Here is a 17,570-nt window from a genome sequence, read left to right as displayed (position 1 = left end):
GTGAAAAATAAAAACGAGGTGCGTATGTCAACCGAAACCAGCCTGACGGCTCCCCGCCAGGGCATGAACATGCGTCGATTCTTCGACGACTGGGCCATGCTCCTGGCTGCACTGGGCATCTTCGTGCTCTGTGCCTTGCTGATCGACAACTTCATGTCCCCGCTGAACATGCGTGGCTTGGGCCTGGCGATTTCGACGGTCGGCATTGCCGCCTGCACGATGCTGTATTGCCTGGCCTCCGGGCATTTCGACCTGTCGGTCGGCTCCGTACTGGCCTGCTCGGGCGTTATCGCGGCCATCGTCATCCGTGATACCGACAGCGTGTTTCTCGGCGTCTCTGCGGCGCTGGCCATGGGTTTGGTGGTGGGCCTGATCAACGGCATCGTCATCGCCAAGCTGCGCATCAATGCGCTGATCACGACACTGGCGACCATGCAGATCGTTCGCGGTCTGGCTTATATCTTCTCCAACGGCAAGGCCGTCGGCGTCGGCGAGGAATCCTTTTTCGTGTTCGGCAACGGCCAGTTGTTCGGCGTACCGGTGCCGATCCTGATCACGGTTGTGTGCTTCGCGTTCTTCGGCTGGCTGCTCAACTACACCACCTACGGTCGCAACACGCTGGCCATCGGTGGCAACCAGGAAGCAGCGTTGCTGGCAGGCGTGCATGTCGATCGTACCAAGATCATCATCTTCGTCGTTCATGGCGTCATCGGCGCCCTTGCGGGCGTGGTGCTGGCCTCGCGCATGACGTCCGGTCAGCCCATGGTCGGTCAGGGTTTCGAACTGACGGTGATTTCTGCCTGTGTACTGGGCGGTGTGTCGCTGAGCGGCGGGATCGGCATGATTCGTCATGTGATTGCCGGGGTGTTGATTCTGGCGATCATTGAAAACGCGATGAACCTGAAGAACATCGACACCTTCTACCAGTATGTGATTCGCGGCACAATCCTGTTGCTGGCGGTGATCATCGACCGGATGAAGCGTCGCTAAGCTGGCTGCGAACGGTAGGCGCGCGCTTGCCCGCTCTACGTGCTTTCAGATGCCGCGAAGGTGTCTGAAAGCATGCGTTCGCGGGCAAGCGCGCACCTGCACGGGCATTACGCTTTGAGGCGTCGCTCGATCCACGCGCAAAACGCCAACGTTGCAGTGTCGCTCATGACGGGCCCTATCAACTGCACGCCCAGCGGCAAACCTTGCGGCCCGAACCCGACCGGCAAGTTCAGGCTGGGCAATCCCAGCAGACTCCAGATCCGCGAGAACAGTGGATCGCCGGTGCGCTCAAGGCCTTGTTCGGCTTCACCGCAGGCGCTGGGCGTCAGGAGCAGGTCGTAGTCGACAAACCCTCGCCCCATTTGATGCCGCGCCGAAGCCACTTGAGCGCGGTGTCTCAAGCTGTCTTCGAACGTTACCCGTGAACCATGCTCCAGCATCGTCTTCAGACGTTCACTCAACTGATCCGGGTGGTTCAGTCGTTCATCCGCCAGGGCCTTGAACGCCTCGGCGCACATAACCTGATCGTGCACCTCGGTCAGTGCCGAGACGGCGCCGGTGAGCGAGACATCGACCACTCGCACGCCTGCCTTGACCAGACGCTCAACCGTGTTTTCGAATGCCTGCTGTGCGGCCGGGCTGGCGCTGTCCCAGTGCGGTGTACGGCACACGCCGACGCGAGGCTTGGCGTCCTGGGGCAGTTGACGCCATTGCGGGGCGTTGGCCATTACCGAAGTCAGCAACGCAACGTCTTCGACACTGCGGCCGAACCCTCCGACGGTGTCGAGCGACTCACTGAGGCTTTTGATGCCAGCGCGCGGAATCAGACCAAAGCTGGGCTTGAAGCCCACGATGCCGCAATACGCGGCCGGTCGAATCACCGACGCGGCGGTTTGCGTGCCCAGCGCGAGCGGCACCATGTGGGTGGCCACCGCAGCGGCCGACCCGCTCGATGATCCGCCGGGTGTATGAGCTGGGTTATGCGGATTGCGAGTCGGACCGGGCGTAAACGTCGCGAACTCGGTGGTGACCGTTTTGCCCACAACGATTGCACCGGCTTCCCGGCACAACGCGACAGCCGCCGCGTCATTGACGGGCTGGTGCTGCTGGTAGATGGCCGAGCCATAGGCGGAAGGAAAGTCCCGCGTGTCGAACAGGTCTTTGACGCCCAGCGGCAAACCATGCAAGGGGCCACGCAGGGGGCCGTTGTCGAGTGTTCGTGCGTGCGCCATCGCACGGTCGGCGTCGTACTGGCGCCAGGCCAGAACGTCAGGCTCTCGTTGCTGAATGCGCTCAAGGCATGCGCCGAGCAGGTCGTGCGCGGTCAGTTCGCGACGTTGAAGCAGGCGAGCGGCGGCGCTGGCGGTGAGCTGGGTGAGGTCGTGGCGGAGGAGGGGCACGGTGCTGTCCGGAAGGTCTGACGATGCCCGGATCATGCCCCAGTGTGCGTTGCGTGTACACCGTGCCTGGTCGAGATCAACTCAGTTTCGAGGTGACGAAAATCAGTCTGACGGAGGCTTCCGCGAGTGCCTGTGCTTCGGATCGAATGGTATCGAGTTCCATCTTCACGGATTCGTCGGCCGCGTCGTTCACCCGGGACTCGATCAGCACCGTCATCTGGTAAAGCGCATCGATGAGGCCGTGGAGATTGCGATGCAATTGATGCGTGACCTTGCCCAGATGTTCATCGATGACGGGACTGGGTGGCGTAGCCACTGACGTAAAAGGGCCGATACCCGGTGACCGGGTGCCGGTCATGACAAAGTTGATGTCCACGCCAGCGTCGATCAGGCGGAGCAGATAATCGGCTTTTGGGTATCGCACGCCACTTTCGTAATTGCCTTGTGCGTTGGTTTCCACCCCGCCGATTGCGCCCATTGCGCTTTGCGAAAGTTTGAGACGATGGCGTTCCTGGCGCAGTCTCGGACCTATCCCGGTCATATATTTCTCCATGGCTTAACGACTGACCGTCGTGTTGAAAAGCGACCTGGCGGGGTGCCTTTCACGCGCACACTTACGAAATGGGTGTGATCACGTACGGTTTTTTGCGACGGTAGCGATCAGTAGTGTAGCCGCACATTCCGTTGGATGGGGCTTTTCGGTCGCTGAGGCGGTTTTTGAACCCATTTGGGTGGGTTTCGCGAAGGGTTCTTATCAGCCTTTGAAGCACATGTTACAAGAATTGTGCTTGTGCTTGATTTTATAAAGGTTTTAGAGGGCGACAGGCCTAGGTTTGAACAACGCCCCGAACACTGCGTTCGGGGCTATCAGGCCATCGGGAGTTTCAGGTCCGGCACTCGCCGTGTTTCAAGACGGACACCGGGAAGTGGGTTGACGCGCCCATGCATTGGCGGTTCTGGCAATGACGTCGGCCAGACTGGATACCGCTTTTTGATGCGCCAGGACCAGGCTCTCCATGCCGACACCCGCGGGCTGGCGAATGACACTGCTGCAGGTCAGTGTCTGTCGTTTGTTACCGCTGTTGCGCAGGCTCAGGTTCCAGACGACGTCAATCATTGCGTAATGGTCGAGCACCGATTCAAAACGTCTTACATCGGTGCGCACCGACAACACCGGCTCGTCGGTCTGCTTGGGCAAGCCCGCCAGGTCGCGGGAACCAAACCGCCGCTCCAGTTCTCCGGTCAACGCGTCGTGGAACTCGTCGCCCAACGGCGCGCCCCACCGTTCATTCTCCAGAATGGCCAGACTGCTATCGCCCTGACGGACCACCAGCGGCGGCTGATCCACTTGTACGGCCATCAGCACTGGCTGCATCTCGAACTGGAAGGGCGCTTGCGCGGTGTTCGCCGGTGCCTGGGTGGGCGGCGTGATCAGGGTGTAGTAATGCGTCGGCGTCGACGAACAGGCGCCAAGGCTCAACGCGCAGGCCAGGGTCAACAGGTGTTTGCGCACAGTCATTGGGCAGGCTCCGGAGCGATTTCACGGGAAGAAGAAGAACCTTTGTACGAGCCGGGTGCGGCATCGCCGGAACGGCCGCGGATCAGCGACTCAGGATGGCGACTGAGGAAGTCTGTCAGCACGCGGACCGAACGGGCCGTGCGCTGGACTTCTTCCATCGCCTGACCCAGTTGCTGACGCGCTGGCGAATCTTCGGAGAATGCCGAATTGGCGGTCCCGATGGTTTTCTGCGCTTGCTGCAGCGTGCCGCGCATTTGCGGAAGGATGTCTGTATTGACCTGCTTCATGGTTTTTTGCAGTTCAACCAGGCTGCCGTTCAAGTTGGTCGCCAACTCGTCGATCGGGATTTTCCCCAGCTTGTCGACGAACGCCTGCAACTGCTCCTGCAGCTTGTCGAAACTGCCGCCCACGGTGGGGATTTCCAGCGGGCGGGCTTTGGCGTTGTACGTGATCTTCGGGGCTTTCGGGTCGAAGTCCATGGCCACATAAAGCTGGCCCGTCAGCAGGTTGCCGGTGCGCACCTGAGCGCGGAGCCCGCGTTCCACGAAGCCACCCAGAATGCGCGAGGTCTGCTCCTCTTCATCGCCACCGCCGGCCTGCTCCTTGAGCTTGTCGTTGGCGGCGCCGAGGCGCTGAGGATAAATCACGGCACCGACTACTCCGGGGAAGGTGCGGGTCGCTGCGTCATAATCCAGATCGACCGAGACCACCCGGCCAATGTTCACGCCCAGAAAATCCACCGGCGCATTGACCACCAGCCCCCGCAGCGACTGGTTGAAGCGCATGCGGATGTACTTGGGTTCGCCATCCGGCGGCGCCAGGGCGGTGGCCTGGTCTTCGAACAGCTTGAACTCGGCATTGCTTTGCGCAGGCTTGGCGTCCGGGCTGTATTTCGGCTCACGGAATGCGATGCCGCCGGAAATGATCGAGGTCAGCGATTGTGTCGAGACCTTCAGGCCTGCCGCGCCCACGCTGACGTCGACCCCGCTGGCGTTCCAGAAGCGTGAGTCGTCGAGTACGTATTTGTCATTGGGCGAATTGATGAAAATCTCGACATCGACGCCTTTGCCGTCCTTGGCGAGCTCGTACGCGACGACCTGGCCAACCTGAATGCGGCGGAAGTAGATGGGCGAGCCGATGTCGAGCGAGCCCAGGTCGTCGGTGTGCAGGATGAAGCGTTTGCCTTTCTCGCCAAAGGTCACGGGCGGCGGGTTTTCAAGGCCGGTGAAATTCTTCTCGGTCTTGTCCGAGCTGCCCGCGTCGGCGCCGATGAATGCGCCGGACAGCAAGGTGTCGACCCCGGAGATGCCATGCGCGCCGATGCGCGGACGTACCACCCAGTATTGGGAGTCTGCACGGGTAAACGGCGCAGCCGACTGGTTCAGTTCGATGGTTGCCAGAACGTGTGTGCGGTCATCGCTGAGCGTGATGTCGGTCACCGTCCCGATCACCACGTTCTTGTATTTGACCTGTGTCTTCTTGGCTTCCAGACCTTCGGCGGTCTGAAAACTCACCACGACCTTGGGGCCGACGTTGAGGAAGTCATGAATGACCATCGAAAGCCCGATGACACCGGCAACGATCGGTACCAGCCAGACCAGTGAAATGCGGGCCTTGCGCGCCTTGACCTGCGGTCGTACGGGCGCCGGCGCTGACGGGGGTAGCGTGTTATCAGACATCTTCAACCTCTGCGTCCCAGATGAGCCGGGGATCGAAACTCATGGCGGCCAACATCGTCATGACCACCACTAAACCAAAGAACAGGATGCCCAGCCGTGGCTCGATGGTGCTGAGCCCGCGAAACTGAACCAGCGCCGCCACCAGGGCGACCACCAACACGTCGAGCATCGACCAGTAGCCAATCAACTCGATGAACCGATAAAGCCGTGAGCGCTCGCGCATCGCCCACTGGCTGCGACGCTGGCAGGTAATCAACAGCATCCCCAGCACCAGAAACTTGATGCAGGGCACTAGCACGCTGGCGATGAAAATCAGGATGGCGATGTCCCAGGAGCCACCTTCGGCGAACTCGATCACACCACTCATGATGGTATTTTCGCTGGCGCTGCCCAGCAGGGTCGTGAACATCACGGGCAATACGTTCGCCGGGATGTAGAAAATCAGGCCGGCGATCAGAAAGGCCCACGTCCGGATCAGGCTGTTGGGTTTGCGCGTGTGCACGGCGGAGTCGCAACGCGGACACTCGTGGGCGTCCTGCGGACACACGTAGCTGCATACATGGCAGAGGGTAACCTTGTGCTCACGGGCGAAAGGAATGCCGTTCATTCGGGCTCCACTCCCAACTCGTTCCACAGCCTGCGGATGTCTTTGCCGGCAATCAGCAGGATCAGCACCATTAGCATCGCCATGGCCCACAGCCCAACGCCGGGATGCACGTCCAGCATGCCAGCCAGCTTGATGATCGCCACCAGAATGCCGAGCAGGCAGACCTCAAGCATGCTCCAGGGGCGCAAGTGTTCAAGGGTGCGCATGCAGGTCTTGAAGCCCGGAGCGATTTCGTTGCGGTGCGCATGGACCAGGACCCAGAACAGCAGGGCGATCTGCAGGGCCGGGGCGAGGATGATGGCCAGCCCTGCAACCAGCGCGATCAGCGTGATCTGTCCTTGGGCGAGGGCCTCGACCGACCCCCACAAGGTCACCTCGTTGTACAGCCCTTTCATGCTGATACTGATGACGGGAAATACATTGGCGAAGATAAACAAAATGCCCGCCGCAATGCTCAGCGCCAGCATCTGCTCAATGGTCATGCGGTGCCCTCGTTCGAGCAGGGCCGCACACCGCAGACAATACGCGGCTTCGCTCTTGTTCAGGGGTTGAGCCTGGTAGAGCGAATCGCAGTGCTCGCAGATGATCCACTGTGCGGGATCGTCCAGAGGAGACGGGATATCGGTCGCAGCGCGGTCGGTCATTGTGGCCATCGTTGGCGGATTGGAGGTGTTCACCATAGTTCGGCTTTGCAGCATAGCGTGCTTGAGTGAGGTACCGCGCACGCGGGGGTCGCGGCGTTGTACGCGTTAGTGTCACGGAGGACTGAGGTCATGAACAGCACGCTGATGAGAGTTCGAATGAGAGATTGACCACAATGCCAGCATCGGGTTCGGCCGTGGCCAGACAGTCTAGAAAAACAATCTTGATTGCAGCTGGGTTGACTGTCACGCCTGGCCGGAAATTGTTGCAGCCTGTGTTGTCCCAAACGCGACAAGTGTAGCGCGACAGCCGTGTACTGCGCTCGTGCTAATCGTCATAAGTGGCTGAAAATCAGACGTTTCTCAGGCGTGGCACAGCCTTTGCTCTTTTCGAGTTCAGCCGGGACACACGAGCGCCCGGTGCTAATAAGAACGGAGAGCCACATGAACCGATTTGGCCAGCACCTTCGCCTTTCCGGCACACCGCCCCGCCTGTTTGTCAGCGCCGTCGCGCTGGGAGTCGCTTTCGTGTCCCAAGGCGGCTTCATTTCCTCAAGCCTTGCTGCCGAGCAGCCTGCCGCTGTCGACGGCGCACGAATCAGCGCCGCCGATCAGGAGCCGGGCAACTGGATGAGCCACGGGCGGACCTACGACGAGCAACGTTTCAGCCCGTTGAAAAAAATCAACGACAACAACGTGAGCGGGCTGGGTCTGGCCTGGTCATACAAGCTTGATATCGACCGGGGCGTCGAGGCCACCCCCATCGTGGTGGACGGCGTGATGTACACCACCGGGCCATTCTCGGTGGTCTACGCGCTGGACGCTCGCAACGGCAAACTGCTGTGGAAATATGACCCGCATTCGGACCGCAGTCGTGCAGGTGAAGCCTGTTGCGACGCGGTGAACCGTGGCGTGGCAGTGTGGGACGGCAAAGTCTTCGTGGGCGTGCTGGACGGGCGTCTTGAAGCCATCGATGCCAAAACCGGCCAGAAGGTCTGGTCGGTGGACACCCGGACCAGCCCGGACCGCTCCATTACCATTACCGGCGCGCCGCGCGTGGTGAAGGGCAAGGTCATCATCGGCAACGGCGGCGCCGAATACGGGGTGCGCGGTTACATCACCGCTTACGATGCGAACACCGGCAAGCAGGACTGGCGGTTCTTTACCGTGCCGGGTGATCCGAAACTGCCGCCGGAAAACAAGGCCATGGAGATCGCCAGCAAAACCTGGTTTGGCGACAAGTTCGTCGAGCAGGGCGGCGGCGGTACCGTCTGGGACTCCATGTCCTACGACCCGAAACTCAATCTGCTGTACATCGGCGTGGGCAACGCTTCGTCGTGGAACCCTCGGCTGCGGTCCGAAGGCAAGGGCGACAATCTGTTCCTGTCGTCCATCGTTGCGATCAACCCGGACAACGGCGAGTACGTCTGGCATTACCAGACCACCCCGGGGGACGCGTGGGACTTCACCGCGACCGCCCACATCATGCTCGCGGACCTGAAGATCGACGGCAAAATGCGTCAGGTGCTGATGCAATCGCCCAAGAACGGTTTTTTCTACGTCATTGATCGCAAGACCGGTGAATTGCTGTCGGCGAAGAACATCGTGCCGATCAACTGGGCCACCGGCGTGGACATGAAGACCGGCCGGCCGATTGTCGACGAGAAGGCTGCGGTCTACTGGCGCGATCCGGAGAAGAAAGCGCTGCTGGTGCAGCCTGCGTTCTGGGGCGCCCACGATTGGCAGCCGATGTCCTACAACCCGCAAACGGGCCTGGTCTACATCCCGGCGCACATCATGTCGGCGCTGTACCAGGACGTCGACGGCCAGCCGCCCCGCAAGAAGTTCAAGAGCATGTACCAGCTGCAGGTCAACACCGGGATGATGCCGGAAGACCCTGATGGCCTGCGCAAACTGGCGGACACCTGGACCGGCAAGCTGATTGCCTGGGACCCGCTCAAGCAGGAAGCGCGCTGGGAAGTGCCGTACTCGACGATCTTCAATGGCGGCACCTTGAGTACTGCAGGCAATCTGTTGTTCGAGGGCACGGCGGATGGTCGGGTAGTGGCCTATTCGGCCGACAAAGGCAAGGTGTTATGGGAACAACCCGCCAACACCGGCGTGATGGCCGGGCCTGTGACGTACGAGGTGGACGGCGAACAGTACGTGACGTTCATGGCCGGTTGGGGCGGAGCTTTTTCGACCTTCGCCGGTGCGCTGTCGCTGCGTGCCGGGGTCAAGCCCAACGCGCAAGTGCTGACCTACAAGCTGGGCGGCACGGCGAAACTGCCCGACCTCAAATACAAATACGCGGACCGCAAGGTCGATCCTCCTGCGTTCACCGGCACCACCGAGCAAGTGGACAAGGGCCGGGCGCTGTTCAACGGCCATTGCGACACGTGTCACGGCATCAACGCGATCAGCGGTGGGGTGTTGCCGGACTTGCGCATGCTCAGCAAGGAAAACCACCAGATGTTCCTCGGAATTGTGTATGGCGGCCGGGTCAATGACGGCATGCCGTCGTTTGCCGAAGAACTCAAGCCGGACGAAGTGGAGCTGGTCCATCAATACATCATCAAGCGCGCTAACGACCTGAAGAAAGAAATGGCGTCGGCCAAGACTGCGGCGACTCAGTAAACCCGACATCAGCGGTGGCAGAGACCTGTGGGCGCGTATTCATTCGCGAAGAAAGCGGCCCGGCGATGCGAGTGTGTCGGTAGACGGCCGTCTCGCGAATGAATTCGCTCCCACAGCAGATCAGATGCGTTCTGGAAGGAACGCTACAGAACAATCAATCAGCAGAGGCAGCACTCATGGGCAATTCTCTTCCGATTTACCAAAGTTACATCGACGGCGCCTTCAGCGCGGGCGACAACCTGATCGAGGTCTTCAACCCGGCCAACGGCGAGCTGCTGGGGTCGGTGCCTGAAACCAGCCTCAGTGAGGTCGAGCGCGCCATTGCGGCCGCCCGCACGGCGCAAAAGGGCTGGGCACGCAAACCGGCCAACGAACGCGCCGGTTACCTACGCCGGATCGCAACAAAGGTGCGCGACAACGCCGAGCGCCTGGCGCGGATCATCACTGCCGAGCAGGGCAAGGTGCTGGGGCTGGCGCGGGTGGAGGTCAACTTCACGGCGGACTATCTGGACTACATGGCTGAATGGGGCCGTCGTCTGGAAGGGGAAATCCTCACCAGCGACCGGCCTGGCGAAAACATCTTCGTGTTCCGCAAACCGCTGGGCGTAGTGGCCGGAATCCTGCCGTGGAACTTCCCGTTCTTTCTCATTGCCCGCAAGCTCGCCCCGGCGTTGATCACCGGCAACACGATCGTCATCAAACCGAGCGAAGAAACGCCGATCAATTGCTTCGAGTTCGCCAGGCTGCTGGCTGAGACTGACCTGCCCAAAGGCGTCGTCAACATCGTTTCAGGCAGGGGCGCCACCGTGGGCAATGCGCTCAGCGCCAGTGCCGCCGTGGACATGGTCAACTTTACCGGCAGCGTCGCTACCGGCCAGCGCATCATGGCGGCCGCGGCGCACAACATCACCAAGCTGAACCTGGAGCTGGGCGGCAAAGCCCCGGCCATTGTGCTGGCCGATGCCGACCTGGGACTGGCCGTGAAAGCGATTACCGCATCCCGGGTGATCAATACCGGACAGGTCTGCAACTGCGCCGAGCGGGTCTACGTCGAACGCAAAGTCGCCGATCAGTTCGTCGAGCTGGTCAGCGCGGCCATGGCGGCGACCAAATACGGCGATCCGCTGACCGAAGAGGGGCTGGACATGGGGCCGCTGGTCAACAAGGCGGGCCTGGACAAGGTGGCTCAGATGGTCAAGACGGCGGTCAGCGACGGCGCGCAGGTCATCACCGGTGGTGCCATTGCCGACAAGAACGGCAAGGGCTTTCACTACCAGCCGACCGTGCTTGCCAATTGCCGTCAGGACATGGAAGTCATGCGTCAGGAGATTTTCGGCCCGGTGCTGCCGATCCAGATCGTCGACGACCTGGACGAAGCCATCGCGTTGGCCAACGACTGCGAATACGGCCTGACATCCTCGATCTACACCCGCGACCTGACCGCCGCGATGCGCGCCTGCAACGAGATCGACTTCGGCGAGACGTACATCAACCGTGAGAACTTCGAGGCAATGCAGGGTTTCCATGCCGGGGTTCGCAAATCCGGGATCGGCGGCGCGGATGGCAAGCATGGCGTGTACGAGTTCACGCATACGCATGTGGTGTACATCCAGATCTGATCGGGCTTGTTAAGCCATTCATCACGACGGATCGCACGATTCGCGTGTGCCTCTGACCTGTGGGCGTCAGCATCCTGGACCCCCACACGGTCGCACGTGGGCCTGCCGTCACGCCGACGGCAGGCCCAACCGTAAACACCCGCGTACAAGACATTTTTTGACATCACGGCTAGGATCAACGCCACCTGCCGAAGTCGATGGAGTGCTGCAATGCCTGCGTGGCAAACGATCAGTTTATGGATGGACCAGCTCGACGAACCCTTGTCGCCTCGCGCTTCGTTGCACGAGGATCTCGACGTCGACGTGGCAATCATTGGCGCGGGTTACACCGGGCTGTGGACGGCCTATTACCTCAAGCGTCAGGCGCCTGATCTGAACGTCGTCATCATCGAAGGTCAAACCGCCGGCTTCGGTGCTTCGGGCCGCAATGGTGGCTGGGTAATGGGTAATCTGCTCGGGGAGGACCGTATGCTCGCCGGCCTTTCGGCTGAGGATCGTCGCGCTTCGTACGACCTGCTGTTCGGCATCCCTGATGAGGTCAAGGCCGTCATCGACCGTGAGAGCATCGATTGCGATTACCGCAAGGGCGGCGCGTTGTATTGCGCCGCGCGTTATCCGGAACAGGAACGCACCCTGCGCGAGTACCTGGACAAGCTTCACAAGCAAGGGCTGACCGAGGCTGATTATCGCTGGCTGAGCCCCGACCAATTGGCCGGGCAGCTGCGTATCGCACGTCCCTATGGCGCGATTCATTATTCCCATTTGGCGACGATTCAGCCGGCCAGACTGGTGCGCGGGCTGGCCCGTGCGGTCGAGGCCATGGGCGTGCGCATCTACGAGAACACCCCCGCCATTGACTGGCGATCAGGGCAGGTATCGACTGCGCACGGTCAGGTCCGCAGCCGGTGGGTGGTGCCTGCGGTTGAAGGTTACGCCGCGAAACTGCCGCCGCTGGACCGCTATCAGCTGCCGGTACAAAGCCTGCTCGTTGCCACCGAACCGCTGCCCGCGAGTGTCTGGGACGAGATCGGGCTGAGTCACGGCCAGGCCTTTGGTGAAAACAGTCGGCAGGTGACTTACGGCCAGCGGTCCATGGACGACCGACTGGTGTTCGGCGCGCGTGGTGGGTATCAGTTTGGCGGACGCCTGCGAGAAAACTTCGACCTGACCGACAGTGAGGTCCAGTTGCGCCGCTACCTGTTTGGCGAGCTGTTCCCTCAACTGAAAAACACCCGAATCACGCATTCGTGGGGCGGCAACCTGGGCATGTCCCGACGCTTTCACCCCCACATGCTCTGCGATCACGCCAGCGGGATTGCCCTGTCCGGCGGGTACGGCGGAGAGGGTGTGGGCGCCAGCAACCTGGGCGGTCGGACCCTGGCCGACCTGATGCTGGCGCGCGACACGCCGCTGGTACGTCAGCCGTGGGTGATCCGCGATGGCGGGCTGAACCGACTCAAGGGTTGGGAGCCTGAACCCTGCCGCTGGTTGGGCTACAACGCGATCATTCGCAGTTTTGTGCACGAGGATCAGACCCTGGCCGATCCTTCGACACCCCCTTGGCGGCGAAAGATCGCCAGCGGTGTGGCCGACTTCATGGAGGGGTTCATGAAGTAGGTCACTGACCGGCCTGATGCGTCCTTCAGGTCAGCCGGTTAGGCGCCACGATCCGGTACTTTTTCATCTTGCGATACAGCGTCGACCTCGCCACCGCGAACTCATCGGCCACGGCGGTGATGTTCCATTGATGACGGCGTAAGGCGTCCAGCAGGTGCTGGCCTTCATCGTCGGCGGTCAATCGCGCCAAAGGCGGTCGGGTTTCGGCAGGCGCGGGCCAGTGAACAGCCTGCTCCTGATCGATCACGTCCGCAGGCAGGCAATCGGTGGTGATCCTGCCGTCTTCCGCCAGCGCGACGGCATAACGCAGCACGTTGATCAACTGGCGGATGTTGCCTGGCCAGGCGTACCGGCTCAGCAGCGACAGGCTGGCGGTGTCGATCCGGCAGTATTCCCCTCCGGGCTGATCGCGCAGGACCGTTTCGATCAATGACCGGATATCGCTGCGTTCGCGTAACGCAGGGAGTTGCAGCGACATGCCGTTGAGGCGATAGAACAGGTCTTCCCGGAACGCCTTGCCGGCGATCATCTGTGAAAGGTTTTGATGGGTTGCCGAGATCACCTGAATATCCAGGGGCAGCGGCGTGTCAGCACCCAGCGGCGAGATTTCACGCTCAGCGAGCACGCGTAACAAACGGGTTTGCAGGTGAGCGGGCATGTCGCCGATTTCATCGAGAAACAACGTTCCACCATTGGCGATTTCTAGTTTGCCCTTCATGCCTTTCTTGTTGGCCCCGGTGAAGCTTCCGCTGCGGTAGCCGAACAGTTCGCTTTCGATCAGGGTTTCGGGAATCGCCGCGCAATTGAGCGCGACAAACGGCCCGGCCCGCCGTCGGCTCGCCAGATGAATTGCACGGGCAAAGGCTTCTTTGCCGGTGCCGGTTTCGCCGTTGATGAGAATCGGCAGGTCCTTGTCCAGCACCTTGTACAAACGCGCCACACTCTGCTGCAGGCGAACGTCGGCGCCACTGAGCTGGTCCAGGGTCGGCGCGCGGTGGATCACGGCGGGCGGGCGACTGTCGACAGGTTTGGCGGAGTGAACCTTGACCGGCATGCGCAGCCCGACCTCCACCAGACGCGTGCCAATGCGCAGGCGAGTCGCATTGGCGCCACCGTTGTTCAGACGCAGCAGCTCGTCGACGTCCACCGGTAGCAGCTCACTGAGCTTGCGTCCGAGCAGCAGGCCGTGGCCGTGGGTTTCGTGTTCGACGAAGGCGGCGCGGTTGGCGCCGATGACCCGTCCTTGATCGTCCAGCGCCAGTAGCTGCTCGTTGGCCAGGTCGCTGATCTCGTCGCACGGCTTGATCATCAGCGTCAACGTATTGCGGTGGCTGTGACGGAAATACGCGTTTTCGATCATCCGCGCGTACATGATCACCAGTTGCAGGGTCAGGTACTGCGCCTCTTTCGGACCGTTGCTGTTCAGGCATGAGGCATTCAGGCAGCCGCGCACATTGCCCAGCGAATCGAAGATCGGCGACACGGAGCAGCTCAGTCGGTCGTTCTCACGCAGAAAGTGTTCGTCCCGGTGAATGATCAGCGCGCAGCCCGAGGCCAGGCCCGTGCCGATGCCGTTGGTGCCGACCAGCGACTCGTCCCAGCGTGAGCCGATGATCAACCCCGAATCGGCATACGCGCTGCCGGTCGTGGGCACGCGAGAGTCAAGGGCGATGCCGTGCTCGTCGCTGAGCAACACGGCAAAACCGGCCTGGCCTACGCGTTTTGCCAGCCCGCTGACGCCTTGGCCGGCAATGGACATATAGTCGTGGTGAAAGTCCTGATGGCGATGGATCTCTGCGGCACTGAGTACCACCTTGTTGCCGCGTGCGGCGGGTTCCAGGCCGTGCTCCACGACGCTGCGGTACCACGACTGCACGATCAGGCCATCGGAGGGCAGGCTGCGGTCGGGGAAGTAGTCTCCGACAAAGGCATTGAGATCAGCGGGACCGGTTCCCGTGGTCTGCAAGGACATGGCGTTCTCTCCTGATGCGTCTGCGACCTGGCGGCGACAGCGCATGAATTATTGTTCTTCAGTGCTCAACGAGTGAGGCCGCGAAGGTTCTCGGCGGCGGGCGTAATGCTTCAGACTAGCCGTTACCGAAAATATCGCCTGTTACAAAAAATAATCCAGCGACGCACTGACACCGCAGCAAAACCCGTACCGGCCTACGGGCTATGAGCGCAAGGCCGCTGCTGCACGGCCAAATGGTTTACATCCACCCGTTCCGTTGCGCAACGTCCGTCCCAGCGATGCGACAGGTGTAGCGACCGTGTTGCGCTGGCGATAAAGGTCAACGCCGGGGCGGGCGGCCTCAGGCCTTGCGACGCGTAGACATTGGCGTATAACTGAGCCACCGGACTGTCCCGGTGTCGCCAGGGAGTGTTGCTTATGTGGACCAAACCGACCTACACCGATCTGCGCATCGGCTTTGAAGTCACGATGTACTTCGCCAGCCGTTGAACCCTAGACGAGAGCCCCGGCAATTTCAGGTTGTCGGGGCTTTTTCGTGGTCGTTGCACCCCGCGCTCGAGGGGCCAGATGGCTAGAGTTTCGCCCAGAAATCCTCAGCAAAATCGCTCAGGGCCATGGCGGGTCTGAACAGGCGGACCTCCAGCGCAATGTCCCAGTGCGCGTCCAGCGCACGAACCAGCTTGCCGCTGACGAGTTCGGGTTCGGCCAGTGTTTTCGGCAGCCAGGCAAAGCCTTTGCCCTCCAGTGCCATCGACAGCAGAACGGCCGCCAGATGCGAGCTGAACACCGTGTGCAGATGGGGTGGTTGTGCCTCCTGCCGCAGGCGCGCCGATACGATTCGCCCAAGCCCGGATTCCGCCGTGTAACCCAGCAATGACAGCGATTCGGTGACAGGCGCGTGTTCAAACTGCTGCGCCTGCAACGGCATCAGAAGATCGCTGCCCACCACTTTCGAATGGAAGGATTCGGCGGGAAATTGCGGCGGCACATCCGGGTGCTGGTGACACAGCAGAAACTGCACTTCGCCGCCGAGCAGCATCTGCTCGCAGACCCGCATGTTGTCCGAGTGCAGCCGTATCGCCTCGATCGGGCTGGTACGTTCCGCCGCCCGAACCCAGCCGGGGAAAAACGTGAACGACAGTGAGTGCGTGGCGGCAAAGTGCAGCGTCCGTGCCTGTTTGCCGGCGACTTCGCGGGCTTCCTGACGCATCTGATAGAGCCGTCGGGTCATTTCCTGCGCGCTGCCGAGCATGTGTCGCCCGGCATCGGTCAACGTTGCGCCCTGTGTGGTGCGTTCGAACAGGTCCACGCCGACCCACGTCTCCAGCGCACGGATCCTTCGGCTGAACGCCGGTTGGGTCACATGACGCAGTTCCGCCGCGCGAGAAAAGTTGCCGCTCTGCGCCAACGCATTGAAATCTTCCAGCCAGACCAATTCCATCGTGATGCCGTCCGCGCATTGAGTGCCGCGTTTTTAGCATTGGCCGCGGCGAAAGGTCCAGCCCTAGAGTGAGCCCATCAACGGCTGCCCGTCTTTTCGAAAAACGCTTCAGAAAACAATAGGAGTTACCCATGCGTATCGTCGATATCCGCGAGAAAACCGTTTCCATTGCCTCGCCGATTGCCAATGCCTACATCGACTTCTCCAAAATGACCTGCTCGGTCGTCGCCGTGATCACCGACGTCATCCGCGACGGCAAGCCGGTCATCGGCTACGGCTTCAACTCCAACGGCCGTTACGGCCAGGGCGCCCTGATGCGTGACCGGTTCCTGGCCCGCGTGCTGGAAGCCGACCCTGAATCGTTGATCGACAAGGAACACAACAACCTGGACCCGTTCGCCATCTGGAAAACCCTGATGACGAACGAAAAACCGGGCGGCCATGGCGAGCGTTCAGTCGCCGTCGGCACCATTGACATGGCCGTGTGGGACGCCGTCGCGAAGATCGAAGGCAAACCGCTGTATCGTCTGTTGGCCGACCGTTATCGCAACGGCGTGGCGGACGACAAGGTGTGGGTCTACGCCGCAGGCGGCTATTACTACCCTGGCAAGGACCAGACCAAGCTCAAAGCCGAAATGCAGAGCTATCTGGATCGCGGTTACGACGTTGTCAAAATGAAGATCGGCGCCGTGCCGCTGGCCGAAGACCTGCGCCGGATCGAAGCGGTGCTGGAGGTGGTGGGTGATGGTCAGCGCCTGGCGGTCGACGCCAACGGTCGCTTCGACCTCAAGACCGGTATTGCGTACGCCGAGGCCATCAAACCGTACAACCTGTTCTGGTACGAAGAAGTCGGCGACCCTCTGGATTACGCACTGCAAGCCGAACTGGCCAATCACTACGACCTGCCGATGGCGACAGGCGAAAACCTGTTCTCCCATCAGGATGCCCGCAACTTGCTGCGCCACGGCGGCATGCGCCCGGACCGCGATTTCCTGCAGTTCGACTGCGCACTGTCCTACGGCCTGGTGGAATACCTGCGCACCCTCGATGTGATGAAGGAGCTGGGTTGGTCCTCCCGCCGCGTCGTGCCCCACGGTGGTCATCAGATGTCGCTGAACATCGCCGCCGGCCTGCACCTGGGCGGGAACGAATCCTATCCAGACGTGTTCCAGCCATTCGGTGGATTCGCCGATGGCATTCGCGTCGAAAACAGTTATGTCGGCCTGCCTGATATCCCGGGTGTGGGCTTCGAAGCCAAGTCGGCGCTGTATGCGGTGATGCGCGAATTGGGTGAGGGCGCCTGATTTCCCTCGACGGGCAATAGCTCTTTTGTGGGAGCGAGCTTGCTCGCGAAGACGATGGTTCAACCACCGACAATGCAGCGACTGTACCGATCGCTTCGCGAGCAAGCTCGCTCCCACAGAGAGACCTGCAGTATCCGCTCAGTC

The 17,570-nt window shown here is 61.2% G+C and carries 14 protein-coding genes; 6 read left to right on the top strand and 8 right to left on the bottom strand.

Features of this window, described 5'->3' with window-relative positions; genetic code table 11:
• The first annotated feature begins 24 nt into the window (after positions 1–24).
• Positions 25–990, top strand: a complete 966-nt coding sequence (gene araH / locus ABDX87_RS02130; RefSeq protein WP_346831362.1) for an L-arabinose ABC transporter permease AraH — start codon at positions 25–27, stop codon at positions 988–990.
• Between the two features lie 107 nt (positions 991–1,097).
• Here the strand turns inward: araH and ABDX87_RS02125 are convergent, their stop codons facing one another.
• From ABDX87_RS02125 to ABDX87_RS02100, 6 genes are all read right to left on the bottom strand, one after another.
• The gene (locus tag ABDX87_RS02125) at positions 1,098–2,390 is read right to left on the bottom strand and encodes an amidase (RefSeq protein ID WP_346831361.1); all 1,293 of its coding nucleotides are present in this window, start codon (positions 2,388–2,390) and stop codon (positions 1,098–1,100) included.
• Between the two features lie 76 nt (positions 2,391–2,466).
• Positions 2,467–2,931: a helix-turn-helix domain-containing protein gene (locus ABDX87_RS02120; RefSeq protein WP_346831360.1), complete on the bottom strand. Its 465-nt coding sequence runs from the start codon at positions 2,929–2,931 to the stop codon at positions 2,467–2,469.
• Between the two features lie 366 nt (positions 2,932–3,297).
• Positions 3,298–3,909: a PqiC family protein gene (locus tag ABDX87_RS02115; protein ID WP_346831359.1), complete on the bottom strand. Its 612-nt coding sequence runs from the start codon at positions 3,907–3,909 to the stop codon at positions 3,298–3,300.
• Positions 3,906–5,588 carry an intermembrane transport protein PqiB gene (locus tag ABDX87_RS02110; RefSeq protein WP_346831358.1) on the bottom strand — a complete coding sequence of 561 codons (1,683 nt, stop codon included), beginning with the start codon at positions 5,586–5,588 and terminating at the stop codon, positions 3,906–3,908. The genes ABDX87_RS02115 and ABDX87_RS02110 overlap by 4 nt, the downstream gene beginning before the upstream one ends.
• Positions 5,581–6,195 (bottom strand): paraquat-inducible protein A, encoded by a 615-nt coding sequence (locus ABDX87_RS02105; RefSeq protein ID WP_346831357.1) that lies wholly within the window; start codon positions 6,193–6,195, stop codon positions 5,581–5,583. Before ABDX87_RS02105 ends, ABDX87_RS02110 begins: the two co-directional genes overlap by 8 nt.
• The gene (locus tag ABDX87_RS02100; RefSeq protein ID WP_346831356.1) at positions 6,192–6,839 is read right to left on the bottom strand and encodes a paraquat-inducible protein A; all 648 of its coding nucleotides are present in this window, start codon (positions 6,837–6,839) and stop codon (positions 6,192–6,194) included. The genes ABDX87_RS02105 and ABDX87_RS02100 overlap by 4 nt, the downstream gene beginning before the upstream one ends.
• 441 nt (positions 6,840–7,280) lie before the next feature.
• Between ABDX87_RS02100 and ABDX87_RS02095 the strand changes: the two genes are divergently transcribed.
• From ABDX87_RS02095 to ABDX87_RS02085, 3 genes are all read left to right on the top strand, one after another.
• Entirely contained in the window at positions 7,281–9,473 is a 2,193-nt protein-coding gene (locus ABDX87_RS02095) for a PQQ-dependent dehydrogenase, methanol/ethanol family (RefSeq protein WP_346831355.1), read from the top strand.
• A gap of 176 nt (positions 9,474–9,649) precedes the next feature.
• Positions 9,650–11,092, top strand: a complete 1,443-nt coding sequence (gene aldA, locus ABDX87_RS02090; RefSeq protein WP_346831354.1) for an aldehyde dehydrogenase — start codon at positions 9,650–9,652, stop codon at positions 11,090–11,092.
• Between the two features lie 210 nt (positions 11,093–11,302).
• The gene (locus ABDX87_RS02085; RefSeq protein ID WP_346831353.1) at positions 11,303–12,709 is read left to right on the top strand and encodes an NAD(P)/FAD-dependent oxidoreductase; all 1,407 of its coding nucleotides are present in this window, start codon (positions 11,303–11,305) and stop codon (positions 12,707–12,709) included.
• 25 nt (positions 12,710–12,734) lie between these two features.
• Here ABDX87_RS02085 and ABDX87_RS02080 read toward each other — a convergent pair whose 3' ends face one another.
• Entirely contained in the window at positions 12,735–14,681 is a 1,947-nt protein-coding gene (locus tag ABDX87_RS02080; RefSeq protein ID WP_346831352.1) for a sigma-54-dependent Fis family transcriptional regulator, read from the bottom strand.
• A gap of 417 nt (positions 14,682–15,098) precedes the next feature.
• Here ABDX87_RS02080 and pqqA point away from each other — a divergent pair, with 417 nt between their 5' ends.
• Complete coding sequence (gene pqqA / locus ABDX87_RS02075; RefSeq protein ID WP_074750225.1) at positions 15,099–15,170, top strand: pyrroloquinoline quinone precursor peptide PqqA; 72 nt, start codon at positions 15,099–15,101, stop codon at positions 15,168–15,170.
• 82 nt (positions 15,171–15,252) lie between these two features.
• Here the strand turns inward: pqqA and ABDX87_RS02070 are convergent, their stop codons facing one another.
• The gene (locus tag ABDX87_RS02070) at positions 15,253–16,122 is read right to left on the bottom strand and encodes a LysR family transcriptional regulator (protein WP_346831351.1); all 870 of its coding nucleotides are present in this window, start codon (positions 16,120–16,122) and stop codon (positions 15,253–15,255) included.
• Between the two features lie 131 nt (positions 16,123–16,253).
• Between ABDX87_RS02070 and ABDX87_RS02065 the strand changes: the two genes are divergently transcribed.
• Complete coding sequence (locus tag ABDX87_RS02065; protein ID WP_346831350.1) at positions 16,254–17,426, top strand: mandelate racemase/muconate lactonizing enzyme family protein; 1,173 nt, start codon at positions 16,254–16,256, stop codon at positions 17,424–17,426.
• The last annotated feature ends 144 nt before the right edge of the window (positions 17,427–17,570 follow it).

Source organism: Pseudomonas abietaniphila (genome assembly GCF_039697315.1).
In the GTDB taxonomy this organism is placed as follows: Bacteria; Pseudomonadota; Gammaproteobacteria; order Pseudomonadales; family Pseudomonadaceae; genus Aquipseudomonas; species Aquipseudomonas abietaniphila_B.
Note: the sequence above shows the minus strand (reverse complement) of the source record. Positions and strands in the feature narration are given on the sequence as shown.